This window comes from Adhaeribacter arboris, assembly GCF_003023845.1.
GTDB lineage: Bacteria > Bacteroidota > Bacteroidia > Cytophagales > Hymenobacteraceae > Adhaeribacter > Adhaeribacter arboris.
The window spans coordinates 6,830,307-6,857,198 of sequence record NZ_PYFT01000001.1; the positions used below are offsets into that span (position 1 = coordinate 6,830,307).

The window sequence follows — 26,892 nt, forward strand, 5'->3', positions numbered from 1 at the left end:
TTCTATTACTATCTAGGAATCAAAAATATTTCCCGAGTGTCAGAGCAGCAATAGCCTCCCCAATCGAATAATTTATTTTTCTAAATTTAAACGCTTAATTCCTCTTTTATGAATCCGTTAGCTGTACTTGCAATCTCAATTGGTGGTTTTATCATTTCTACTACCTGGTTGCTGCTCGCTTTAAAGTACCAGAAAGTCGCCGAAAAAAGAAGCCACTAAAATCTGGGCTCTTAAAAGGGTTATCCCAACTCGAGTTTTTCCGGACATAATTTTTCTTTCTGTTCGCTAAACAACTGATTGGTTCCTGGTTTTGGCAAGTCCTTGTTAAAAGCTTCATCATCCTACCGTATTGCCAGTGAATTTGAGTTATGATTATAGCTGTATTTTTCTAAATTATTTTTTAGAAGAACATAATCATATAACAGGTGAAAGTACCTAGACCTCGTTTCTAATCCCTAATTCATAATTTTTTAATTTGCCGAAGCACTAGAAGCGGACATTTTCTTAAATTACGCGGATACTTAAATCTGTTGGAGGCAGATGGCAGAGCACCACTTATTTGCCTGCCTCTAACCGCAACCACTTGCCATGCAGAAAGTTTCCCTATTCTTCTTCCGGACCGGCCTTTGGTCTGGCCCTTTTGCTGCTTGTTTGTTCAGTTTGTTTTTGCTGCCGGTACTTTTAAAGGCGGAAAACGCTGTGCGTCCGGGGCAATTTACGGTAGAACCTCCCACCTTGCTGAATCTGGGGTTTGATTGGTCCATTATAGGCGATGATAACCGAAATGCCACGGTTCGGGTAACTTATCGAAAAACCGGCACCCATACCTGGTTAGAAGCACTGCCGCTGCTCCGGATAGGAGGGGAGCGCGTTATCCGGGAAACGGAATTCCTGGATTATACGGTACCCCACGGGTTTGCCGGTAGCATTCTGGATCTGGAACCCGGTACCGAATATGAATGCCGCTTCACCATGACCGACCCTGATGGTGTGCAAGGAGAAGCTACCCAAGTGGTAAAAGTAAGAACTCGGACCGAGCCCAAAGCGGCTACCAACGGACGATTATTGCACGTGTACCCCGTCGATTGGAAAGGTCCCAAACAAGAACCCTCTTTTATGGGATTGAAAGCTGCCTATTATGGTTCCGGCTTAGGCGACTGGTCGGTGGTGAGTGAACGCAAAGTGCAACCCGGCGATATTATTTTGGTGCACGCCGGCTTGTATAAAGCCGACCGGTTAAATTACGTGGAGCCGCATGGAATTCCGTTTGATGGAACCTACGTGTTAACCGCCAAAGGAACCGCCGATAAACCCATCGTCATACGGGGAGCGGGGGATGGGGCGGCTATTTTCGACGGAGCGGGCGCGCACCGCCTCTTCGACGTAATGGCCACTGCTCACCATATTTTTGAAAATTTAACCATTCGGAATACCGACGTGGCGTTTGCCGCGGGCCAGAAAGAAGTACTGGGCGCTACCGATCTTACCGTGCGGAATTGCCGGATAGAAGACGTAGGGATTGCTCTCACCACCGAATATGCCGGTTCCAAAAACTTTTACATTGCCGATAATAGTATTCTGGGGCGCGACGATCGGCATTATTTGGTCGGTTGGGCCAATCCGGGTTTGTACGCTCCAACGCCGCTAAAAAGTTATTTTGCGATTAAAGTGTATGGTGCTGGTCACGTTATTTGCCACAACGCCGTTGCCTACTTCCACGATGCTATTACGGTTTCCACCTACGGTACGCCCGATCCGGTGCAAAAAGCCGTGGCCATTGATATTTACAATAATGATATTCACCTGATGGTGGATGATTTTATTGAAGCCGACGGGGGAGTTCATAATATCCGGGTGATGCGCAACCGGGGAGTAAACGCGGCGCAATGCGGGCTAAGCGCCCAACCTATTTTTGGTGGCCCGGCTTATTTTATCCGGAATGTACTGTATCATATTCCTACGGGCTGTGCGCTTAAATTTATGTCCAAACCTGCCGGGCTGATTGTTTACCATAACACCTTCATTTCGGAAAATGTAAATCCCCAGACTTTCTCGAACGCCCATTTCCGGAATAATTTGTTTCTGGGAACCGATGCGCCGCAAAGGCCGATTGTTATTTTCCCGAACGCAACGGCTTATTCTACTTCTGATTACAACGGCTACCGATCTAACCGTAACAGCCCCGACTCTTACCGCTGGGTGTCGCCCACGCAGGAACAACTCCGCAACTATACCCTGACCATAAAGGATGCCCAATCTTTTTCCAACCTTACCAGCCTAACCAAAGTGAGCGGTCTGGAAGCGCACGGCGTGGAACTGGATTATTCTATCTTTCAAAATTTAAGAATGCCCGATGCCACCAAACCACACGGTATTTACCACGCTACTGATTTTTCTTTTCAGCTTAAACCAAAAAGCAAAGCAGTGGACGCCGGTCTGAAACTACCGAATGTAAATACTAATTATAAAGGCAAAGCACCCGATTTAGGAGCGATAGAGGTTGGCGAGCCCGCCCCGGTATACGGGCCCCGAAACAACCAGGACCACCCATTCTATCGCTAATACTAATTTGATTTGCGGGAATGCCTAATTAAATTAAAAATTAGAAATTATGAATTAGAAATGAGAATTAAACCTTTTCTTCATTTGGTTGCTCATGAAGGCTTGTTTTAAATCTATTTTGGTCGAACACTTGTGCCTCTCCAAATTTCTTTTCTCACTGGAAACCTTATTTTTAATCCTAAATTTTTAATTTTTAATTAGATGCAGCACTAAAGTTCTTTCGCTTAATTAATAACGTTGCGTAAAGGTTTATTTTCCAGGATAAGACGACAAGCCTGAGCACTTCTTACTCTAATTTCGGCAAGTCCTTCTTCGGAGTAAAAGGCCGCATGTGGATTAAGAATCAACCTATGATGAGCCGGGTGTTGCGGATTCTGCCAAGCCTGAGTAAGAGCATTATTAAGAGGAGGTTCCTGTTCCAATACATCCAGGGCCACGCCGGCTAATTGGCCACTGGCTAAGGCCTCCGGAATTAGGCTGGTATCCACCACTGCTCCGCGGGCGGTATTGATCAGGTAAGAACCAGGCCGCATATACGCCAACGTACGGTTATTAATTAAATGATGCGTTTCTTCGGTTAAAGGGCAGTGCAAACTTACTACTTGGGCGTTCTGCAGCAAATCGGGCAACGTTTCTGCCCGTTTAATACCCAGAGCTTTGTCGTAACCATCCGGTTTATAAGGATCATAAAAACGCACCTCCATGCCAAAACTCTTGGCGCGTAAGGCCAGAGCCGTACCAATTCGCCCCAGACCTACAATCCCCAAAGTACAAGTACGCAAGCGGGTGAGAGGCTGCACCTGGGTATAACTCCACTCCCCTAAGCCGGCACGCAAGCGGGAATTTAAAAAATGCACTCCGCACATTAGCGAAAGCAACATGCCCATGGCCGTATCCGCCACATCTTCGGAACCGTAATCCGGAATGTTTACCACCGGAATCCCGCGGGTACGGGCATACCGGTAATCTACATTGTCGATTCCAACCCCGGCCCGAACGATTAAACGGCAGTTTTTAAGCCGAGCAATGGTGTTTTTAGACATAGTGAGCAAATGATACAAAATAATTGCATCCGCTTCTTCCACTTTTCCTATTAAATCTTCTTCTGAAAATGCATTCAATGCCACAACATCGGCCAGAGCATTTAAAATTTTAGTTTCTGTTTCCAGAGAATCGCTCAGAAAGTCAGTAATAACTACCCGGTATTTTTTGCTCATTAAAAGAAAGACTTGGTAAAGAATGACTGGAAAGAGCTTTTAATTTAGAAAGATATAAGATAACCTTTTTCCAAAATATACAATTATTTATACTGGTTCTCTTTTATTAGCTTCCATAGAGTTAAACAAACCCGTTAGTTTTGCAAACAGTATTGCCCGAAACCCAGGTTCCTGTACTACATCACCCTCCTTCCTGTCCTCCTGAAAGGATCTAACTGGATAAGAGCAACTGCCAGAGCACTAGCAATAAAGTATTTTATTCCTTCTGGGAGGTAATAACCAGTTTTAGTTCGCTGCTGTTCTTCTTTTGTGCCGGTTAGTTCCTTCCAGGATGACTAGAAAGAAATTGCAGGGCTCGTTTCGGACAATACTGTTTGCAAAACCTACCGAGTGTAATCCTTCAACCTTATGGTAGCTAGTTCATGTTATTTGGTATTAATTCTTTCCTGAGGATTAACGGCGAAATACTTGGTTGGTGTTTAGTTTAAAATTATTAAGGTGGCAAAAACTTAAAAGCAAAAAGCTACCCCGTTGCATGCAGCGGGGTAGCTTTTTGCTTTTTTGAAAAAAGATATTAATTCATTTTTTCGGTAATGTATAGAATCAATTTATCATCGGCCATTTGGTGGGACGTGCTTTCGTTGGCGACGGTGTTTTTAAACTGGGCCGTATTGGCTAAAAAGTGAATAAATTGCTCCTGCGTAATACCGGTACCCGTAACATGTATTTCTTCGGCATTGGGCATGTGCGTAGTTATTTCTTTAAAAAATTTCTGCTGCAGCGATTGCTCGGCATTGTTGCTTGCATTTTCGTTGGAGTTGCTGCCTTGGCCCGTGTTTTTAGCCTCGCCCAGAATAACAAAGTCTCCCGTATCCACCGGATCTCTACCTACTATGGTGGCATGGGTAGAATCGAGCCACACGCCGAATTGTTTTTTGTTTTTTCCTGACATTTATTTTTGGTGTAAGTATTATAACTGTAACGTTGAAACAGCGGAAACAACCGGAATGTAAGGTTTTATTTATAATAACTGAAATAAGCTCAGAGGATGAGGTAAGTAATAAAACAAATTAGAAGATAAAACAATGAGAAAAGGATGAGGTACTTTAAGTTCCCCTCCTGTTTTAAGAGGGGCAGGGGTGGTAAAATTACTCTTAGTTAAATTACTCTTGGCTTATGTTCCGGTACTTCCCCCAATAATTAGTTTTAAGCTTCTATTTTGTTACATATATCTTATTTGTAAGCCACAACATAATTTATGTTAAGCCATACTGGTAGATAAAATTTGTCAAAAACCTACTAAAAATACCCATTTTTAAGTATAGCTGCTTATGGTAAAAAAGGTATATTTGGAGATAAACTTTTCCGAATGGCCAAACAGAATACCGCTACTACTACCAAACCCAAAGCCGACATAGATTTTGAAAATGAGTTGTGGAACGCCGCCAACGAGCTGCGCGGGGCCGTAGCCGAAAACCAGTATAAAGATTACGTCCTGTCCCTGCTGTTCGGGAAGCATTTATCCGAACGCTACGAAATCCGGAAAACAGAAATACAAATCTCCTTTCAGGACCCCGAAAGCGACTATTACAACATAGACGCCCAAGAACAAAGCTACGTGCTGGACGATGAACTGGAATACCAGGTAAAAAATGTGTACCGGTTGCCCTACGAAGCTACCTGGACCTACCTGCGCGAAAACGCCGAACAGGACGATATAAAAGTAAAGGTAGATAAAGCCTTTGTCACCATCAACGACATCCTGAGCGCCCGTAACCCCGATTTTGCCGGCGTGCTGGAACCTATTTTTGTCAAAAGCCAGTTAACGCCTACCCAGGTGGCAGGCCTGATTAATTTGTTTTCGCAGGATAAGTTCTCAGAGGTAAACAACCCCGAAAGCGATATTTACGGCCGGGTGTACGAATATTACATTGGCAAATTTGCCATGGCCGAAGGCTCCGGTGCCGGGCAGTTTTTTACGCCGGGCTCGGTGGTGCGCCTGCTCGTTGAAATGATTGAACCCCTGCGCGGCCGCATCCTGGATTTGGCTTGCGGCAGCGGCGGTATGTTTGTACAAAGCTTAAAATTCGGGCTGGCTCACGGCGGTAATAAAAACGATATTTCTATTTACGGCCAGGAACGCTACGAAGGCACCCTGCGCCTCTGCAAAATGAACTTGCTTTTGCGCAACCTCTCCTTTGAGGTAAAGCTCGGCGACTCGCTCTTGAACGACAGGTTCCCCGACCTGAAGGCCGATTACGCCCTCATGAACCCGCCGTTTAATATTTCTAACTGGCACCCCGAACTGCTGCCCGAAAACGACCCGCGTTTGTTTGGAGCCAAAGAACTGTTTACCACCCCCGGCAATGCCAACTACATGTGGTTCCAGACCATCTGGCACCATTTAAGCCCACGCGGTACAGGTGGTGTGGTAATGGCCAACGGTGCCATGACCTCCGGTAGTGCCGGCGAAAAAAACGTGCGCGAATACATGCTCCGCCACCACATGGTAGATTGCATTGTGCAAATGCCCGATAAATTATTCCTGACCACCGGCATACCCGCCTGCCTGTTTATATTAAGCAAAAACCGCGACGGCCGCGACGGCGAACACCGCCAACGCCAGCAGGAAGTATTGTTTATAGATGCCCGCAAACTGGGCCAGATGGCCAGCCGCCGCCTGCGCGTCTTCCACGACGAAGATATTTCCAAAGTAGCCGATACCTACCACCAGTGGCGCAACCGGGACGGCAACTATACAGATATAGATGGCTTCTGCAAAGCCGCTACCCTCCCGGAAATAGAAGCCAATAATTTTGTGCTTTCGCCAGGCCGTTACGTGGGTTCCGAAGCCGAAGAAACCGATGGCGTTCCTTTTGAAGAAAAGATGCAGTTGTTAACAGCGGAGTTAATAGCTCAATTTGAGGAAGGCGCAGCTTTGGAGAAGATGATACGAAAAAATCTGCAAGAGATTGGGTTTGGGGCTTAATACAGAATAGAGTAAACATTTAGATTATGTCAAAGATGAATGCAGATGTTGTTGGCAAGGTCAATAACACAAAATTGAGTGAGAAGAATGGGATTATGGCCTTGTTTGAGGCAATAAACAATTCCTTGCAAAGTATTGAAGATGCTGGAAGGGCTGATGGGGAGGTTTTAGTTGAACTACAAAGAGCTAAAGACTTATATGATGATGGAAAAGGAACATATTTACCTTTTCAAAATTTTTCAATAACGGATAATGGTATAGGATTTAATGAGGAAAATTATAATTCTTTTCTTAATGCTGATTCTACTTATAAAATTAACCGAGGAGGTAAAGGTGTTGGCAGATTCACTTGGCTTAAAGTTTTTCAATATGCAGAGGTTGATAGTATATTTAAAACAAAAGAATCAATTGTTCGAAGGCAATTTACTTTTTTAAACAATAAAGAAGCAATTGCTGATGAAAAGTTCTCTGCTGCTCCAAATAGTGAGCTAAGGACAATTATTCGATTGAAAAACGTTAGGCCAGAGTATGCTAGAAAATTACCAAGAACATTAGAAGCTATATGTGATGAAATAATTGAACATCTTGTAATAAAGCTAATCTCTCCTCATTGCCCAAAAATTATTGTAAGAGACACAAGGGCGGGCGAAACTTATGAGATTAATTTAAATAATAGGTTCAATCATGATTTTTTGCTTGACAAGGATGCAGATTCATTTACGATAAATAAAGTTGATTTCACTATTGCTTTGCTGAAAGTAAAAAATGATGAAAACAATTTTAATCATTCAATTTTATTGAGTTCTGATGAGAGAGTTGTTACTTCAACTAATTTAAATCAATTTATTCCCAATCTTAACTCTTCTTTAATAGAAATAGAAAACGGTCAAAGCTTTGTAATTAAAGCTCTTGTATCAAGTAGCTATCTGGATAATTCATCGAACCCTGAAAGAACAAAATTTGGATTACCGCAAACTAAAAAGTCAATAGATTCAATCCATGAAATAAGTATAGAAGATATTGAAACAGCCGCAGCGGAAAAGGTTGAGGAACACTTTGATAGCTATTTAGCTCTTTTAAGAGAAAAGAAAAAAAACACAATGCTTACGAGTATTCAAGAATTTTTCCCGCACTTTGCTCCTTTGTTGCAATACGAGAAAATAATTGATAAAATTTCGCCTAGCGTTGTTTCAGATAAAAACAAGTTAAATCTGGCTCTTTCAAAGGCCAAGTATGATATTTTACTCGATGCAAAAAAAGATGTTTTGTCTATTGAACGGACAATGGACTTAATTTCTAAAGAGAATGCAAGTGAAGAAACTATAAATTTATACAAGGAAAATTTTGAGAAAGTTGTAAACACATTATCGGATATAACGAAGTCGGAACTATCAGAATACGTTGTACATAGAAGAATCCTTATTGATATATTTGGTAAACTACTTTCAAAAAAAGACGATGGTACATATCATTGGGAAGAGGAAATTCATAATTTGATTTTCCCCAAAGGCCACACAAATGAGGACCTATTAGGAGCGCAGAACCTCTGGCTTGTTGATGAAAGACTTTCGTATCACAGATTTGTTGCATCGGACTTACCTTTCGAAAATAAAAAAGACTCTGGAAAACCTGATATATTAATTGGAAAATCAAATCAAGACTTTAATATACCACTTGCATATTCTGAAAAAAATCGACAGTCTGCTTACGATTCAATGGTAATTATTGAATTCAAGCGGCCAATGCGAAAAGGTTATGCTCAAGATAAAGACCCAATTGACCAAGTAAAGAATTATATAAGAACAATTCGTAATGGGACAGCTGAAGACCCAAACGGGAGGCCTATAGAAGTTTCGGCGAATTGCAGGTTCTTTGCCTATCTTATTTGTGATTTACCACCAAAATTAAAGAGTGATATAATTGAAATGCACGAATTTACGCCAATGATGGAAGGTGAAGGTTTGTTTGCTTCTCTGAAAAATCTTAACACTTATATGGAAGTTATATCATATAATAAAATCTTAAGTGATTCAAAGCAAAGAAATCGAGTATTATTTGAAAAACTTGGAATAGATTATAATGACTAATTGGCAACCCTACACCTTCTCCGATTTTGTTGAAATAAACCCAACCATCTCTCTTAAAGGAAAAGGCACATTCTCTTTTATTGAAATGAAGGATTTATACGATGGGCAGAGATATGTTTATCCTGCGCAAGAAAGGACTATTACGGGTGGAGCTCGATTTGGAGAAGGTGATACACTTTTTGCTCGCATAACACCCTGTTTAGAAAATGGAAAAATTTGCCAAGCTAAAGGATTAAAAAATGGTGTAGGTTTTGGCTCTACTGAATTTCTTGTTTTTCGTGAAAGGGAAAATGTATCAGATACTAATTTTATTTATTATTTATCTAGATGGGAAGAAGTACGCCGATATGCCGAATTACATTTAGTTGGCACATCCGGAAGGCAACGTGTTCCTAAAGATATTTTTGATAAGCTTGAATTAACCTTACCAGACTTAGAAACACAAAAAAAAATAGCCGAAATATTATCTGCCCTAGATTATAAAATAGAACTCAACCGCCGGATGAACCAAACACTGGAACAAATGGCACAAACACTTTTTCAGCAATATTTTGTAAATAATATTGATAATTTATCTGATGGATGGAGATTTGGTAAAATTGGCGAAATTCTAGAAGTAAAAGGAGGAACAACTCCCAGCACCAAACAAAGAGAATTTTGGGATGGAGAATTTCATTGGACTTCTCCAAAAGATTTATCTGGGTTAAGGTTTCCGGTACTTTTAGATACAGAGAAAAAACTAACACCGCAAGGATTAAAAAAAGTAAGTTCTGGGCTTCTTCCAATAGGAACCTTACTTTTATCATCAAGAGCGCCAATTGGATATTTAGCAATAACTCAAATTGCCGTTGCAATCAATCAGGGTTATATTGCCATTCTTTGTAATAAAGGATATTCTAATTTATTCATGTTAAATTGGTTAAAAGAAAACATGAATATAATAATTCAAAATGCTAACGGCTCAACCTTTTTGGAGATAAGTAAATCAGTTTTTAAAAATATTGATTTAAAAATTCCACCCGTTGAGCTTGTGAATAAGTTTGATAATTTGGTTAGGCCTTTGTTCGAAAAAATAGTTTTAAACGAAAAAGAAAATATAAAATTAACAGAAATAAGAGACTCCCTTCTCCCCAAACTCATGTCCGGGGAAATAGATGTAATGCAAACCAAAGCCGAAGAACTGTATGAGCCGGTACCTAGCTGAAAGCGATATTGAAACCGCAGCCATCGATTGGCTTAAAGAAAGCAAACAGTACCAATACCAGTACGGGCCGGATATTCCGCGGCCACTAAATAAAGCCGTGCTGGAAGATAAGTTCGGGCTATATTTAGCGCAACGCTACCGCCACGTGCCGGCCAAAGTGCTGGAAGAAGTAAAGCAGGAATTTTTGTTTAACCCCGGCGCCGATATTTACAGCCAAAACCACGCGTTTCATTTAAAGCTCAGCAAAGGCCTTAGCAAAACCTGGAAAAACGAAAAAGGCCAGCCCCAGTTCGAGCATTTCTACGCCCTTAACTACGAAGACGTCGCGCAAAACAGCTTCTTGGTCGTAAACCAGTTTACAGTACAAGGCAAAAATACCCGCCGCCCCGATTTAATCATTTTCATCAACGGCCTGCCCCTGGTGCTGTTCGAGTTTAAAAACCCTTTCGACCAGGACACCACCGTAGAAGCCGCTTTTAACCAGGTGCAGCATTACATCCAGGATATTCCGCGGGTATTCGAAACCAATGCCCTCACCATTATCAGCGATGGCTTTACCACGCTGCACGGCATGTTCAGCAGCGGCCTGGAGTGGTTTGCCGCCTGGAAAAGCACCAATGGCCGCGAAGTAGTAACCGACGATTTTGCCCTCGAAACCCTGATAAAAGGTTTACTGGTACCAGAGCGTTTGCTGGCCTACATCCGGTTTTATATTTTTCACGAACTGGATAAAGGCCAGCTCATAAAAAAAGGCGCCAAATACCATCAGTTTTTCGGCATCCAGTACGCCCTCGCCGAAACCAAGAAATCCATCCGTCCGCTCGGCGATGGCCGCATTGGCGTAATCTGGCATACCACCCGTTCGGGCAAAAGCATTACCATGGCTATTTATGCCGGTATTCTGCGCCAGCTACCCGAACTTAAAAACCCCACCATTGTGGTGCAGGTAGACCGCTTCGATTTAAACAAGCAGCTCTACGAAGATTTTGTAGGCGCCAAAGATTTGGTCGGCGATGTAGCCCTGGCCCAAACCACCGACGATTTACGCCAATTGCTTAGCGGCGAAGGTGGCGGCGTGGTGTTCAGTACCATCGAGAAGTTCCGGCTAAAAGATACCCTCGATGGTCTGCGGGAAGCCGAACACCCCATTCTGAGCCAGCGCGAAAATATTATCGTCATTGCCGATGAGTGCCACCGCACCCAGTACGGCTTAATAACCGGCTTTGCCAACAACCTGCGCAAAGCTTTGCCCCAGGCCTCGTTTATTGGTTTCACCGGCACCCCCGTCGATAGCAAAGACGCCGACACGGTAGCCGTTTTCGGGGAAATTATTCATACCTACGACATTAAACAAGCCACCGCCGATAAAGCTGTAGTGCCCATTTACTACGAGCCGCGCCTGGCTAAACTTCATCTGGGTAACGAGCAGATAGAAGAAGAAGCCGAAGAAATAACCACCGGCCTGGAAGAAAGCGATAAAAACAAAATAATGTGGGCGGCCATGGAAGATGCCGCCGGGGCCAAAGAACGCGTAGAAGCCATTGCCCGCGATATTCTAAGCCACTACCTGAACCGCACCGCCAACCTGCCCGGCAAAGCCATGGTGGTGTGCATGAGCCGCCGCAATTGCGTGAAAATGTACGATGCCCTCACGGCCCTGCCCAACTGCCCCGAAGTAGCCGTGATTATGACCACCAACATTGCCAAAGACCCGAAGGAGTGGAACCCACACGTGCGCACCAAGGAGGCCATGGAAGAAGTAAAAACCCGCTTCAAAAACCCCGATGATAATTTGCAAATTGTTATTGTGCGGGATATGTGGCTCACCGGCTTCGATAACCCCGCCCTGCACACGCTGTACGTCGATAAAGTCATGAGCGGCCACAACCTCATCCAGGCCGTAAACCGCGTCGCCACCGTTTTCCGCGATAAACCCAGCGGCCTGATAGTAGACTACATCGGCATCGGCGACAAACTCCGCGACGCTACCAAAAAATACACCGGTGGTGGTGGACAAGGGGCTGTTACCATTGATTTGGAAGAAGCCTTTGAACTGACCAAAGAAGTTATCCAGGACTTACAAAATCAATTACCAGAATATTTTTACCAAGCATTAGAAAAGTCCCCCTTCGGAGGGGGTAGGGGGAGGACAAATACTCCCGAAGAAATTACTACTTTGTCTACGGCAGCAGAACCGTTGGCCCATTATAATTCTTCCTTAGATTCTGGTAATACAGGTGCTAAAGGAGAAAATCCTCCACCAACCCCCTCCAAAGGGGGACGACCGACAGCACCAGCCTTTGCGGTTTTGAACGGCGAATCAATTTTGGAGCGGTTTGGGTGGAGTTATTATAGCTGGCCGTATTTAAAAGAAGGGGATAAATTTAAGTTAGTGATGCGCGCGGTTAATCTGCTGGTAGCCGATGAGGAAGTTTGTAAGGCGTTTTTGGTAAACGAGAAAAAGTTAAGCGAGCTGGTTCCAATTGTGAAAAATCATGCGGCCATTAGCGATATAGCTGTAGATATTCTGTTCTTTCAGCACGTAGGGGCGGCGGTTCGTAAAATTAAATACCCGCCAACCAACATCCGCAAAAAAGAAAGCCAGATAAAAGAACTTATTCACCGCAGCATCGAAAGCGAAGAAGTAATAGATGTTTTCCAGATGGCCGGCATCGACCGTTTTGATATTTCCATTATCAACGACGATTTCCTGGCTACCGCCAAAGAAGAGAAAAGCGGCAATGAACTAAAACTAGAACTGCTCCGGCAAATTTTAAACGACGAAATAAAAGTTCGATCGAGCAAGAACCTGGTTAAATATCGCAAGCTGAAAGACGAATTGGAGCGGATAATCCGGGATTACCACGACCACTTTTTTGATAGTTTAATTGCCCTGCAAAAAGTACGCGAGGTAGCCAAAGAAATGCAGGAAGAAGATCAACGCCGGAGACAATTAGGCTTAACCGAAGATGAAGAAGCTTTTTACGAAATTCTGGCCAAGCACCCCAACGCTGTTCAGGATTTTGATTTGATTAAAGAAGTGGTGAAAGAGGTAACCAAAGTTATCCAGAAAAACACCCAACAGCCGGATTGGTACAAAAAAACCGATACCAAAGCTCAGATCCAATTATCGGTAAAAAGCATCCTCCGCCGCAAAGGCATAACCGATGAACTCCAGGAAATTCTGGCTGAGATTATGGAGCAGGCGGAGTCGCGGTATAAAGAGTGGCGTTTTGAGGTGGCTTAAAAGCAATTAAACTCTATTTACTTCCTTATTTTATAACGGACAGCAGAAATAATTTAAGTACAAAAATTAAAGCAGCCATAATTACCTATTAATTCGCGCTACAATATCCGATACATTATCCATCTCACCTAGAGTATTAAAATAATGCGGGGAAAAGCGGATGGCCCAATCTACTCCTTTTTTGGTAAAATCAATGAGCGCGAAGTTTTTATAGCTCACGGTATAGACTACCTGGTTACTTTTGAGAGTGTTTACGATGGTCTCCAGGGCTACGCCGGGCAGCCGGAAAGTTACTAGATTACTTAAGCGCGAGCCTTTGTCCAGTAATTCCAGCCCTTGCTGCGCGGATAGGTTCTCCCGTAGTCTTTCCCGCAGAGTTTGGTTATACGCCGCAATGTTCGCTATTCCTATTTTATTGGCGTACCGTATTGCTTCGGTTAGCCCTGCCAGGGAACCCGAAATTTCCTGGTATTCAAATCTTTTACCGTTATCTTGAATTTGGTAGCCATCAAACGTAGTCCATTCGGCCCCGCGGCGGTCAATAAATAAGGGTTCCAAACCGGCTTGCAGTACCCGGTCCGAGACGTATAAAAACCCGGTGTTGCGCGGGCCTCGCAAAAATTTCCGGCCGGAAGCCGTTAAAAAATCACAACCAATTTCTTCGGGGTAAACCTCCATTTGCCCCACCGATTGGCAAGCGTCCAGCAAATACCAAATACCATAGTGCCGGCAAATTTTGCCCACTTCTTCTACCTGCTGCACCAGTCCGGAGTTGGTGGGAATATGCGTAATGGCTACCAAAGCGGGTTGGTGCTGTTGCACTAATTGCTCGAAGTGGTTAAGGTCAATATCGCCGTTTTCCAGATTATCTGCCCGCCAAATCTGCAAGCCCAATCTTTTCTGCAGTGCTAAAAAAGCAATTTGATTCGAAATATAATCGTCGTTGGTCGTAACGATGCAATTGTTACTTTTAAAAGGAATGGCAGATAAAGCTTTGGCAAAACTTTCGGTAGAACTGTTGGTATAAGCAATATTACGCGGTTGGCAGCGGAGTAATTGGGCTAATTCGGTATACAAATCCTGGATATCGTTGGTCCGCAATTGTTCCACCGCATAGCCGCCCAGTTGTTCTTCCTGGTTAAGGTAATCGCGCATTATTTGCACCACCGGCTGCGGCATGAGCGAGGCACCGGCGCTGTTCAGGTAAATCTTGTCGTGGCAACCAAGGGTATCCTGCCGGATACTATCGAGGTTTATTCCGGGTTGTTGCTCGGTGTATGTTGGGGAGGAGGAAGAAAGCATGGCCATAAACGAGTAAAATAAGATTCTGGTCGAATTTACTACTATCCGGTGGCTTAACAAGTGGAATTTTCTAATCGCCGCAAAGGAACAGCCGGAGAACTTCAGGAAATTTTGGCCGAAATTAGGAAGCAGGCCGAGTGGCGGTATCAAAAATGGTCGTTTTCGGTGGCTTTGAAAGTATACTATAAACCATTAAAACGTCTATCTAACTTATAGTCATTGTACCCGCCAATATTTATTGGGAAAACTTCCCTTTAAATCCGAAGTTTTGTTAGCCATACTTTATTCCCAAATTGTATATTTAAGTAAACAATAAATCAGGTTACTTCTAAACCCATACCAGTATGAAAGCCAGGATTTCCGTTTTTCGAGTATTGTTCCTTGGAATACTTATTAGCTTAACCGTAGCCTGGAAACCCTTACCTTCCCCTGGTGCAAAATCAGAGAAAAAGGCACCTGCCACGGGGCGGTTTTTATACGTGGCCGTGCCGGGCATCCGGGATTATTTGGGGTATGGCGGGCACGGAATTCTGGTTTTTGATATCGATAATAACCACCAATTTGTCAAGCGGATTAAAACCCAGGGATTACGGCCGAATGGCAAACCCATGAATGTAAAAGGAGTGGCCGTGAGTGTGCCGCTCAACAGCATTTACGTGAGTACTTTACAAACCCTGCAGCGAATAGACTTAACCACCGAAAAAGTTTTGTGGGAGAAATCCTACGAAGGGGGTGCCGACCGCATGGCTATTTCGCCGGATGGTAAAACCATGTACCTGCCTTCACTGGAAAATACTTTCTGGAATGTAGTGGATTGCGAAACGGGTAAGGTAATTAAGAAAATTCCGGTTGTGGCCCGGGCGCATAATACTATTTACGGTCCATCGGGTAAGTACGTGTACATGGGCGATATTGGCTCGCCTTTGCTGCACGTAGCCGATACCCGCAGCCATACCGTAGTAAAAAAAGTAGGCCCCTTTGGCAAGGGTATTCGTCCGTTTACGATTAACAGTGCTGAAACTTTGGTGTTTGCTACCGTAGATAGCTTATTAGGTTTTGAAGTAGGCGATCTGCAAACCGGGAAGCTGCTGGACCGCATTGAGGTAGAAGGTTGGACGAAAGGGCCAGTCCGGCGGCACGGCAACCCCAGCCACGGCATTGGTCTTACTCCCGACGAAAAAGAACTTTGGGTAGCCGATGGCCATAATATGCGAATGCACGTTTTTAGCGCCAGTAAACCTTATCAACAATTAACCACTATTCCCTTGCAAGATATGCCCGGCTGGGTAACTTTTAGTATGGACGGGAAATTCGCCTATCCTTCGAGCGGAGAAGTAATTGACGTAAAAACGCGCAAAATTCTAACCACCCTCCAAGACGAGTTTTATAACAACGTGGCAAGTGAGAAAATGGTAGAAGTACACTTGCTCGATCACAAAGCCGTAAAAGCCGGCGACCAGTTCGGTATCGGGCGAGCCTTGTAAAGGTTTTTTATTTATTTCAGAAAATTCAGAATTAGAATTTTGTTTTACTCTAAATAGCCGGGCTGATAGGTGAAAAGTTTAAAATATGTTAAATAACAAACTATTACCCTAATTTCCACCTTTTAAAAGAGCTATCTTGTAAATGGGATAGTATGAAAAGAGTACGTAACCAGTCAAAATTAATTAAAATTGTAATCCAAATAAATACTTGGTAGAGCACATGCTGGAAACGGTTAACGTACAACTGTATACTTACTACCTAATTAGCTAGGTTTAGCTGGAAGTTAAAATGGAAAACAAAGGATTGGTCTTTATTCCGGACATAAGTGGCTTTACCCGGTTTATTAACGAAACCGAACTGGAACACAGCCGGTTGATTATTCAGGAACTGCTCGAAATTCTGATAAACGCGAACCAGATCGGGCTGGAAATTTCGGAGATTGAAGGCGATGCTATTTTGTTTTACAAATTTGGTCCTTCCCCGGATATAAACGAATTGTACCGGCAGGTCGAAAACATGTTTTGTGCCTTTCACCGCCATTTGTTGGCCTACGACCACCGTAAATTTTGCCAGTGCCGGGCTTGTACCTCGGCCATAACGCTTTCCTTAAAAATAATAACCCATTACGGCGAATTTGCCAGCTACCAGGTAAAAATTTTAGTAAGTTAATTGGTAAAGATATTATTGTCGCGCATCAACTTTTAAAAAATGATATTGAGCAGCACGAATACTGGTTAATTACCAAAAACCTGGTGCCCGCTAGCTCGCCGGCAAGTTTAGGTAAAGAAATGCAATGGAACGAAAGCGTTAAAACCACCGAAAACGGGGAAATACCTTTTCACTATACCCAATTAAGTGGGTTAAAAGCGGCCATTGAACCGGAGCCCTTCGAGTCGCCCCAGCTCACAGAAAAAAGGAAAGTAATTTCCTTGTCGCGGGAGTACGCCTCAGATATTTTGCCTTTGTTTCACGCTGTCGGCGATTTTCATTACCGGAGCCATTGGCAGGAAGGCGTAAAAACCGTAGAAGAAATTAGTCATTTTCTGCCCCGCGTGGGCATGCGTTGCCGTTGCGTAATGCAAAACGGGGAAACTAGTATTTACACGACTAGCTACCGGTACCAGCCCGAAAGAATAGAATTTAGTGAAACCGACGAGAAGAAAAAAAGCTCCACTTGCTTTTTGCTGGAGAAAACCGGCCCTAATAAGACCAGGTTTACTCTAAATTTTTACCTGGAGCAAGATTTTTTAGCGGTTGTATTTTTTAAGCTCTTCCGGAAAAAGAAGCTGGAAGAAAATTTTCAGAAATCACTTACTAATTTGGAAGGTTTGGTAAAAGAAATCCGGGTAAACCCAGCAATTCCTTAATCCAATCAGGCAATTTTTTACTCTGCCACCGGGCCTAGGGTGAAGCGAAGATCAGAACGAACAGCAGGTAAAAAATAGAATTAGTTATTCTTATTCGGAGAAGAGCACCCGAGAAAAAGCCGGACTTTAATAAATGAACAGATGTTCGTTACTATCTAACTTCCTTAATCTAGTCATTAACTCAAATTTGAAGTACAGTACCGAACAATCTCGAAACTATCGGACTTCTCTTTCAGATGGGTGTCAATACCAAGAATAACAGCTTCTACCTGGTTTCCACTTTGATTTTCGAGAGAGTTCGCCAATGAATACTCCTCTACCGGTTGCATAATCTTCTTGTTTGGGGCAAGTAAAATTAAATAGTCAACGTATTTATTGATGGGAGAGAAATACTTAGTTGTAAAGGGGAAATGCTGATTTATACTGAGCCGGAATCGGGTGGCCTAAGTTTAAAAGTAATAAAGACCTTCATAACGTTTTTTCCGGTTCACCTTAACTAACTGCCAAAAAAGTCGGGCCTGCCAATGCCGGTATTGTAAAACGCGTTTTTTACTTCGTTCCAGGGGAATAATTTCGTGTAAATAAGAAAGGTGCCGGTGTAATTCTTTTTTACTTAAGCTATTCACTCTACCCGTACTAAAAATTGAATCTAATAAACCGGCCATTTTTTGTAAGACTTTTATAATGCCAAAGGTAGGATTTGCCAAAAATCGGGTAAATAGTAAAAACACCCATCCTGATCTGTAATTTTACTTATTTTAGTAGGGCCGGTTAATTATTTTTAATACAGTGGATAGAATGTTTGCCTTTTACCTTATCCTGCTTTCAAGCGCTAAATACGCTAAGGAAGAGCAGGTAATGACAGAGACAGAAATTATGCGGTTATTATTGAGTGTTACGGTAAATTAGTGTATATTAGTGTCTTATTTTACGGCTTACCCCTTACTCTTTCGTTTTAAACGAGTTTCTTAACGGCTTTCCGGGTAGTAATTACCGGGAATTTACTTTTTAAAGACGCCTCTTCCCGCTTAAAGTATTTAGTACGTTTTACTGTTTGCTTTTCCGTTTGCTACTAATTTATAAGTTTTAAAATTTGCTTCTGCCGGAGAAAGGTTACTCTGGCTTTGGCAATCTGTTAAAAGGCGAGGTAATTTCCTTTCAGCCGAATAAACTTCCCACCTGGACAGCAGCCTAAGTAATCTGCTGAAATTCATTCTGGGCTCACTTCTCTGAAGTCAGAATCGACCTCCTTGGCTCATCCTGCATTGCTTTCTAATTAAGTGCCTGCAAAAACATTTAAATGTAAATTGTTATGAAAAAGTATTTCTTTTTTCTGTTTTTAAGTATTGTACTTTTCTACCACCTACCCTTACTGGCTCAATCTCCTTGGCTGGTAACCGGAAACGCTACGGGCGGCGTTCGTCGTTTTGGTTCAACTACTCCGTTCGGGGTACTATTTATTACCAATGATCAGGAACGCGGGGTAATGACCGCCAATGGTTTATGGGGTTTTGGTACTTCAACGCCTAATGCTCGGGTAAATATAAACAGCACTGCCGGCCAGAATGCTCTGCGGGTAGATGTTAATAATTTAACCAAGCTTTTGGTGCATAGTGGCGGGGGAGTGGCTATCGGGGCTAATGTTGCACCACCCGCCAACGGCTTACATGTAAACGGATTAATGGGAGTTGGTACCAGTACCCCGGCTGCCAAACTCCACGTAACCGAAGGCTCGGATGTGGCGCTAAGTGGCGGTGGTTTTATAGTAGCCGGTTCCATTACCGCCAACAACGTGGCGCTGGATAACAACGAAATAATGGCGAGAAGTAATGGAGCTAGCGCCGACTTATTTTTAAATCAAAATGGGGGCAATCTAATTTATAACGGTACCAATGGAACGGGAAATATGGGCATTGGTAATACCCAGCCAGCAGGTCGGTTGCACATTACCGGTGGAACCGATGCCGCCCAGGGCGGAGGCGGATTTATTATTACCGGTGGCCTTACCGGTGAGAACATAGCCATTGATAATAACGAGATTATGGCCAGATTAAATGGAGTAGCTTCGCCGCTGTTTTTAAATCATAACGGGGGAAACGTAATTTTACAAGCCGGACCGAACTCAACGGCCGGAAAATTAGGCATTCATACGGATAACCCGGTGGTGGAAGCTCATTTGGTGCACGGTGTGGGAACAGGGTCCAACCATGGCTTACGACTGGCCAATTCGGGAGCCAATAATCAAAACTGGACTTTGTATGTTTCTAATGCCAACGGAAATTTAGATTTATACGCGAATAATGCTTTTTTAGGCCGATTTAACGATGCAACAGGGGCTTATTCTACGGTTTCGGATTTAAGATTTAAAAAAGACATTGAAAAGGCGGAGGCGGTATTGCCCAAAGTCTTACAGCTCGACGTGAAAAAATACCATTTCTTAAAGAATAAAGTTGAAGACCAAAAAAATTATGGTTTGATTGCGCAGGAAGTAGAAAAGATATTTCCAGAAGTCGTTTTTAAAGAGAAAGGAGATGATGGAGCGGAAACCTACACCATGGATTACAGTGCGTTCGGGGTATTAGCTATTAAAGCTATTCAGGAATTGCAGCAGACGGTAACGGCCCAGCAACAACAAAATATACTCTTGCAACAACAACTTACTACTTTCCAGGAACGATTTACGCAATTAGAAGCCGCTCTTAAAACAGGAAATAATTTTAATTTAAACAACAACGATTTACTTGGGGTTACTTTGGAGCAAAACCATCCTAATCCGGTAAATGAAATAACTACTTTCCGGTATACCATACCGGCCGGTACTTCGGCTCAAATTCAATTATTTGAAGTGGCTACGGGTAAGCTGATTAAAACTTTGCGCGCCCCTGAAAATGGTCAGGTACAACTGAATGGCTCCGATTTACTGGCGGGTACTTATATTTATACCCTTGTCGTAAACGGAAGAGTAGCTGCCGCCAAACAATTACTTTTATCTAAATAAGTATCACTAATACCATTGATTTTGTGCGTACTCTAAAATGCGTCTTTTTAAGGCCACTCCGTTAGAGTGGCTTTTTTTCTATCCGATTCTGTAAATCAAAATAAAGCTAATATAAATGAAAGAGCCATGCCGGGAAAAACTAGCCGCCTTAACGAAGTCGTTAAATGCAATAAAATTTAGTGTTCAAAATAAAATCGAATAAGTAAAGTTTGAGTACCCAGTGTTATACTCAAAATTAGTGCGGGCGAAATGATGCCGGAAGCGGGCTTGACTAGTAACCACGAGTAAAAGCCGGAGGCTGGAAGTCTAATTAAATTGTTACTGGTTGCGCCCGGGTACGTTCCATCGCCTGATTGTTATTGGCGCCATCGGCTAGGGAAAAGCTGGTTAAAAAAAAGATATATTTGTTTTATTTATATATATTATTTACTATATTATGGCTCGATAAATAAAGTTTGTTTTATGCCTAAGCCCGTTATTGCTTCTAAAACTATCTGGGTAGCCCTGTTAATGATGGCCCCACTTGCCCTCTTAATATTTCATTCTTGTAGTTAATGAGTTTACTTCCACGTAGCCTACTTTTCGGAAGGGTCAGTTGGGCAAGATTAAAATAGAATCTGTCTTTTTCCGGAAACTGGCTACAAGTTTAGTAAGATTAATTCCCGGTTTATGCGTACTAGCTTCGTATAGTTTAGGTACTCATTCGTAAGCAGAAGATGTCACGTAATACCTGTTCGGTGTATTTTCTCATTATAATAGCCTGAATATGGTTAAATAAGCTTTTTATATAAAGATTAGCTACTAATAGGTCTGTTTTAGAAATTTCGAAGATTTTCTTCTTCTATTTCTATTTTTTCAACCCAATTTACTTTTCTAAAACTTTCACCACTAACTTCGAGGGGTGTTGGGCATCGTGGTACAAGCGAACAGTGGATTTAATGTAATCTTCGGGTTTAGCCTGGTAAATATTAATAAACTGTTGTGGGTTGCGGTCGGAGAGCGGAAACCAGGAACTCTGGATTTGCACCATCATCCGGTGGCCCGGTTTAAAAGTATGCATAAGATCCGGCACCGTAAAACGGACCGGAGTGGGTTGATTAGGTATAAATGCTTCGGGTTTTTCGAAGCTGTTGCGGTAACGGCCCCGTAAAATTTCGGCTCGTACTAATTGCTGGTAGCCACTCATAACGGCTTTGCTGCCTTCGGCGGCAACCGCGTCGGATGTATCTTCCGGGTAAACGTCAATTATTTTCACCACAAAATCAACATCGGTGGTAGAAATACTGGCAATTAAATCGGCCAGCACGGGTCCGGCCAAAGTTACATCGGTCGTTAAAGGTTCCGAAACAAAAGAAACTACATCGGGCCGGGCAGCGGCAAATCGCTGGTCATCGAGCATGTAATCGGTGGTGCGTTGGCGGTGCGTACGGCTTTGATAAGGTACCGGATGCGCAGGATCAGAAACATACTCATCGAAAGAATTGGTAACCGTAGAAGCCGTGTTTCCTAATTTTCCTTCGGGCAGTAAATACAATACTTGTTCTTTAGCCGCCGGTGGCCAGGTGTTAAATTTCCGCCATTGATTAGTACCGGTTTCAAAAACGGTAGCTTCGGCTAATTTTGTGGCCGAGCCTTGTTCTTTTAAATGGTAATTGATGAAAGGTAAAAACAAACTATCGAGGTAAAATGCCCCAGTGGCACTACCAAAGGCAACATCGCCCAAAGATTTGGCCTCCTGCCACCAGCAACCATGGCACCAGGGACCCATGACTAATTTATTATTTGTTTTCGGATTTTGTTTTTCGATTTGCTCGTAGGTTTTAAGCGCCCCGTATAAATCTTCCGCATCGAACCAGCCCCCAACGGTTAAAATGGCCGGTTTTAAATTGCGGGCGTGCGACAAAGGATTCCGGCTTTTCCAGTATTCATCGTAATCCGGGTGGGCCAGAATATCGTTCCAAAACGGAATGCTGTCTTTAAAAAATCCGGTATTGGCTAGTTTGGGGGTTTTTATGGTATGCAGGAAGTAATCGTAATTGTCCTGGTTTTTGCTTTGCGTTACGCCAAAAGTCCGGGTGGCTGGTTTATCGGGGGTATGCTGATCAAAGCGGGGTAAGAAATCAAAGAAATCCATCCAGAAAAAAGCGCCTTTGTGGTGCACGTCGTCGCCAATAAACCAATCGGTAACGGGTGCTTGCGGCGAAACTGCTTTTAAAGCCGGGTGATTGCTAATAGCGGCGGCCGTACTGTAAAAACCCGGGTACGATACCCCGTGAATTCCCACCCGACCGTTATTGTTCTTGACATTTTTAACTAGCCAGTCGATAGCGTCGTAGGTGTCGGTGCTTTCGTCGGGTTGCTTTTGTTTTTTCTTATCGGGGTTATTTACCAATGGGCGTTCGTGCGAAAATTTCCCTTCCGAGTGCCACCTGCCCCGTACATCCTGCTCTACCAGAATAAAACCTTCGCGGGCTAATTGGGCAAAAGAAGCATTGGTATACAGCCGATTATGCAGGTGGGTCGCGTTGTACGGGGTACGGGTCATCAGGAAAGGATACTTTTTTGGCTTACCCGCATCCTTCGGAACGAACATTTCGGTGTAAAGCTTTACCCCGTCCCGCATAGGAATCATTGCTTGGCGAAACTGGTAATGCTCTGCCAGATACAAACTGTCTTGTTTCTGCTGGGGCGTTAATTTAACCGGAGCAGTACTTTGAGCCAAGGTATTTAAATTAGAAGCAATTAGGAGCAGAATAAATAGAAGGCGACTAAAATTCATAAACGGCAGGATAGATTTATTTACCCGGGCAATATACCAGAAATGAATCAGGAAAAATAAAAAAGGCAATAGACAACTCTTTAAAAACACCGGATCAAAAGTTCAGTAATCAAGATCTGTTGCCCGCATACTTTCCGGAATCTAACCGGAAATTGAAATTTATTGATTAGTTATAAAATCCGGAGAGTCATTCTATTTACTTACCATTCTTTTGTCCGGAATTAGAAATCTCATGTCAATAAACTCCGCTACCACCAGCCAGAGTACGGCTTTAGTTTTCGAATGATCTTATGCATACCGTCTGAATGTATATAATCTTATACCCAATGGAAAGGAATAAGACGTATTAACTGATTATAATTAAAATCAAGTAGCCAAGAAAAGTTGACACCAGTTTGGCTATGGAGGACCTTCTAAGGTTGTGGTGCTTGAGCATTCTGACGGTTAGGGGCGTGCTGCGCACGTTCCCACCCGTCCGGAAGAGTCAAACGAGGCCCGCCGGCCACGAGGCAAACTTGAAGCCTCAAACTAGATAGCACTATTCCTTGGATACGGGAACCAACTCCAACGACAAACAGCTACTAGTACTTTTAACAAATACGTCTTATACGTTTCCAGCCAGAATAATAATTTGATTTACTTCCCTTATCAGCTTCAAAGGCATTATTTTGTTACATACTCCTAATGTATTAGTTTTTCTACTAATAAATTAGGATTACTCCTAATTTATTAGTAGTATTGGTGAAACAATTAAGATTATGCAGAAATTAGGAAAACGCGAAGAGCAGATCATGCAAATTGTTTGGCAACTCCAAAACGCTTTTGTCAAAGACATTATCGATGCCCTGCCGGAGCCCAAACCCCACTACAATACCGTTGCAACCATGGTAAAAATCCTGACGGATAAGGGATTTTTGAACGCGGAAAAAATTGGGAATACCTTCCGGTATACGCCCTTAATTTCTTTGGGGGAGTACCGCCAACAAGATGTGGCCACCATAAAACGGAAATATTTCAATAATTCTTTCTCTAAAATGATCACGCATTTTGCCCAGGAAGAAAACTTGTCGAACGAAGAGTTGGATGAACTGATTCGCATTATAAAATCGCAAAAAACAAATTAAATTTCTAAAGCCATGATGGAGTTACTACTTAAAGCTTCGTTTGCCCTAGTGGTAGTTTTCTTGTTTTACAAACTTTTGCTGCAGCAGGAAAGCTTTTTTACTATTAATCGCTTTTACTTGCTGGCCGGTTTACTTTTGGCCTTTGTTCTGCCATTTGTTACGTTGCCCAAATTAATGAATCACCAGGGTTATTTAACTACCGTTTGGCAACCAGCTAATAATTACCCGAGCAACAGCATTCATCCGAAGGCGCCAGTGAATGAAATAAATCTTTCTCCTGAACCGGCCCGGTCCTCCTCGGTTAGTACTTCTACGCCGGTACAAAACGAAGCTTCTACTCCTAAAAAGCTTTCTAATAGCGCTACTTTTAGCGGACTGTTTTGGTTGGGCGGGCTTTATTTATTCGGGGTAATGGTTTTTTCGATAAGTCTGCTTTTTCAGGTCGGCAGCCTTTTTTATAAAATTCTCCGGACCGAAGACAAAATATACGATGGGGAAGTGGTAATTGTGAATACCACGCACCGGCAAGCTCCCTGCTCCTTTTTTAAGTACATTTTTATTTATCCCGACGATTATGACTTTGAAACTTACGAGCAAATACTCGCGCACGAAAAAATTCACGTTCGGTTAAGGCACAGTGTTGATTTGCTGCTCGCCGAACTTGCGGTGATTGTACTTTGGTTTAACCCTATTATTTGGCTGTTGAAACGCGAAATAGAGAAAAATAACGAATACCAAACCGATGCCTTGCTCCTGGCGAAAGAACCGGTAAGCCCCGAACATTACCAATTAAATTTATTGCAGATTGCGGTTCCGAATAAACCTCTCTCTATTACCACTAACTACAATCAATCCTTACTAAAACAAAGAATTATGATGATGAACGCAAAAAAGTCTACGCCGCACGCTTACTGGAAGTACAGTTTTCTGGTGCCATTGTTTTTCGGAACGATACTCATGATGAACGAGCCGGCTACCAGTCAGGAATTACCCATAAGCGACATTTTGCTGCCGATGAAACCCATTAGCCAAGCTAAACCAATAAAAGAAAACGTTTTTACTACCAAAGTTGCGGTTAATTTGGCGCGAAAGCCACCAAAGCCCAGCAAACCCAAAGGGAAGTCCCTGCCCATCCAAAGCAACGACTCCGATATGTCGGCGGGTTATTGGTACAGCCACCAGGAGGGCAATGAATATTGCCTGGAATTAAAAGGTAGCCGGAATAATACCACCTGGAACATGTCGCAGTGCTTTGATAAAAAGCTTTTTCAAAAAACCGGTAATGAGGTGTACAAAATGAACAACGAAGTAGGTACGCTGCAATTAACCGGTAACCTGGAAGCCGAAGTTGGCCAGGGAAAATATACCTTTACCGAGAAACCTGCCTTTAAACAATATTTAGCCTCTAACAATTTAGTAGCCAAAGATAAAAACCTGCTATTTCATTTATTCTTTGCCGGCGTAAACCGGGCATACGTTGATTTCTTAAAGAAGAACTACGCCGAGGTAACCGGCGACCGTTTGCTGGAAGTAGCTATTCACGACGTCTCCCTAGCCGATCACCAAAGTTATATTACTATGTTCCAGGAACATAGCCATAAGAAACCAAGCTTGCAAGAAGTATTAGAAGCTAAAATCCACGGCATTGATAAAGAATACGTTCAGGAATTAGGGAAAATGGGCTTTAAAGATCTTAGCATGAAGAAAATGATAGAAGCTAAAATTCATGATGTAGATCCGGCCTACGTAGCGAATTTAAAAAAAGCCGGCTTCCCCAATTTAACTATGGATAAAATTATCCAAGCCAACATTCATGATATTAATCCAGAGTCGGTTAAAGAGTTGCGCGCCCTCGGTTTCGGGGATCTTAGCCTGGATAAAATGATAGAATTAAATATTCACAACGTTAACGCGGGCTATATTCAGGAACTGCAATCCGCCGGTCTTAAGAATCTTGCCTTAGAACAAGTTCTCGAAGCCCGGATTCATGATTTAAATCCGGCGTCGATAAAAGCAATCCGGGATTTAGGTTTTAAAGATTTAGATTTTAGCGAACTAGTAAAGGCTCAGATTCATGACGTGGATGCTGCTTATATCGCTGAATTAAAAGAAGCCGGGTTCCCGAATCTGAGTATGGATAAAGTAGTAGAAGCTAAAATTCATGACGTGGATGGTACCTTCATTAAACAAGCCCGCCAAAAGGGTTATAACTTTAACAAACTCGATAAATATATTGCTCTCAAGATTCATAACTCGGCCATTGAAGCTTTAAAAGAGTAAGGAAAACATAGAATTAAGTAAGCTAAATAGATAAGGAGAGCAATTACTCATCTGACTGCTCTCCTTATTTTTAATATTTAAAACTGTATTATTGAGGAAGTAAAGGAAATTTATTCCATTTATTTTTTTGGCCTGATTTGCTTAGTTTCAATCAAATAAGTCTCTTGGCGGCGGTTTTTAAAGTAACATAAAGCCAAGCGGCAGCAGATTTATTTGGGCTTTTGCGGATTTTGCTCTCTAAAAGTGGAGAA

14 protein-coding genes and 1 pseudogene are annotated in these 26,892 nt (G+C 42.8%); 10 read left to right on the forward strand and 5 right to left on the reverse strand.

Translation table 11 applies throughout. From position 1 onward, the window contains the following. The first annotated feature begins 588 nt into the window (after positions 1-588). Positions 589-2,562, forward strand: a complete 1,974-nt coding sequence (locus AHMF7605_RS27645; RefSeq protein WP_106933155.1) for a right-handed parallel beta-helix repeat-containing protein — start codon at positions 589-591, stop codon at positions 2,560-2,562. 224 nt (positions 2,563-2,786) lie between these two features. On the opposite strand, the gene AHMF7605_RS27650 is transcribed toward AHMF7605_RS27645, so the two are convergent. Further along, positions 2,787-3,779 (reverse strand): C-terminal binding protein, encoded by a 993-nt coding sequence (locus AHMF7605_RS27650; protein ID WP_106933156.1) that lies wholly within the window; start codon positions 3,777-3,779, stop codon positions 2,787-2,789. A 574-nt stretch (positions 3,780-4,353) separates the two neighbouring features. Then, positions 4,354-4,731 (reverse strand): hypothetical protein, encoded by a 378-nt coding sequence (locus tag AHMF7605_RS27655; protein ID WP_106933157.1) that lies wholly within the window; start codon positions 4,729-4,731, stop codon positions 4,354-4,356. 417 nt (positions 4,732-5,148) lie between these two features. Here AHMF7605_RS27655 and AHMF7605_RS27660 point away from each other — a divergent pair, with 417 nt between their 5' ends. The 4 genes from AHMF7605_RS27660 to AHMF7605_RS30700 are packed head-to-tail and all read left to right on the forward strand — an operon-like array spanning position 5,149 to position 13,306. Then, a complete protein-coding gene (locus AHMF7605_RS27660) occupies positions 5,149-6,768 on the forward strand; it encodes a type I restriction-modification system subunit M (protein WP_106933158.1) in 1,620 nt (539 codons plus the stop codon). Between the two features lie 26 nt (positions 6,769-6,794). Then, on the forward strand, positions 6,795-8,855 hold the full coding sequence (locus tag AHMF7605_RS27665; protein ID WP_106933159.1) for an ATP-binding protein: 2,061 nt from the start codon (positions 6,795-6,797) through the stop codon (positions 8,853-8,855). After that, entirely contained in the window at positions 8,848-10,059 is a 1,212-nt protein-coding gene (locus AHMF7605_RS27670) for a restriction endonuclease subunit S (protein ID WP_106933160.1), read from the forward strand. The genes AHMF7605_RS27665 and AHMF7605_RS27670 overlap by 8 nt, the downstream gene beginning before the upstream one ends. Beyond that, positions 10,040-13,306, forward strand: a complete 3,267-nt coding sequence (locus AHMF7605_RS30700; RefSeq protein ID WP_233219278.1) for a type I restriction endonuclease subunit R — start codon at positions 10,040-10,042, stop codon at positions 13,304-13,306. The genes AHMF7605_RS27670 and AHMF7605_RS30700 overlap by 20 nt, the downstream gene beginning before the upstream one ends. An 81-nt stretch (positions 13,307-13,387) precedes the next feature. Here AHMF7605_RS30700 and AHMF7605_RS27680 read toward each other — a convergent pair whose 3' ends face one another. Next, positions 13,388-14,614: an aminotransferase class V-fold PLP-dependent enzyme gene (locus AHMF7605_RS27680; RefSeq protein ID WP_233219279.1), complete on the reverse strand. Its 1,227-nt coding sequence runs from the start codon at positions 14,612-14,614 to the stop codon at positions 13,388-13,390. A gap of 338 nt (positions 14,615-14,952) precedes the next feature. Here AHMF7605_RS27680 and AHMF7605_RS27685 point away from each other — a divergent pair, with 338 nt between their 5' ends. Together AHMF7605_RS27685 and AHMF7605_RS27690 are read left to right on the forward strand one after the other, a co-directional pair. Then, positions 14,953-16,092 carry a YncE family protein gene (locus tag AHMF7605_RS27685; RefSeq protein ID WP_106933161.1) on the forward strand — a complete coding sequence of 380 codons (1,140 nt, stop codon included), beginning with the start codon at positions 14,953-14,955 and terminating at the stop codon, positions 16,090-16,092. Positions 16,093-16,381: 289 nt separating this feature from the next. Next, positions 16,382-17,460 (forward strand): annotated as a pseudogene (locus tag AHMF7605_RS27690) (DUF2652 domain-containing protein). A 449-nt stretch (positions 17,461-17,909) separates the two neighbouring features. Here AHMF7605_RS27690 and AHMF7605_RS27695 read toward each other — a convergent pair. Next, positions 17,910-18,167, reverse strand: coding sequence for a hypothetical protein (locus AHMF7605_RS27695; protein WP_146153688.1), 258 nt, complete (start codon positions 18,165-18,167; stop codon positions 17,910-17,912). Positions 18,168-18,772: 605 nt separating this feature from the next. Between AHMF7605_RS27695 and AHMF7605_RS27700 the strand changes: the two genes are divergently transcribed. After that, the gene (locus AHMF7605_RS27700) at positions 18,773-20,458 is read left to right on the forward strand and encodes a tail fiber domain-containing protein (RefSeq protein WP_106933163.1); all 1,686 of its coding nucleotides are present in this window, start codon (positions 18,773-18,775) and stop codon (positions 20,456-20,458) included. An 865-nt stretch (positions 20,459-21,323) separates the two neighbouring features. Here the strand turns inward: AHMF7605_RS27700 and AHMF7605_RS27705 are convergent. After that, the gene (locus tag AHMF7605_RS27705) at positions 21,324-23,306 is read right to left on the reverse strand and encodes a CocE/NonD family hydrolase (protein WP_199200319.1); all 1,983 of its coding nucleotides are present in this window, start codon (positions 23,304-23,306) and stop codon (positions 21,324-21,326) included. 689 nt (positions 23,307-23,995) lie between these two features. Here AHMF7605_RS27705 and AHMF7605_RS27710 point away from each other — a divergent pair. Continuing rightward, positions 23,996-24,361 carry a BlaI/MecI/CopY family transcriptional regulator gene (locus tag AHMF7605_RS27710; RefSeq protein WP_106933164.1) on the forward strand — a complete coding sequence of 122 codons (366 nt, stop codon included), beginning with the start codon at positions 23,996-23,998 and terminating at the stop codon, positions 24,359-24,361. A gap of 12 nt (positions 24,362-24,373) precedes the next feature. Beyond that, the gene (locus AHMF7605_RS27715) at positions 24,374-26,641 is read left to right on the forward strand and encodes a M56 family metallopeptidase (RefSeq protein WP_106933165.1); all 2,268 of its coding nucleotides are present in this window, start codon (positions 24,374-24,376) and stop codon (positions 26,639-26,641) included. Positions 26,642-26,892 lie beyond the last annotated feature (251 nt).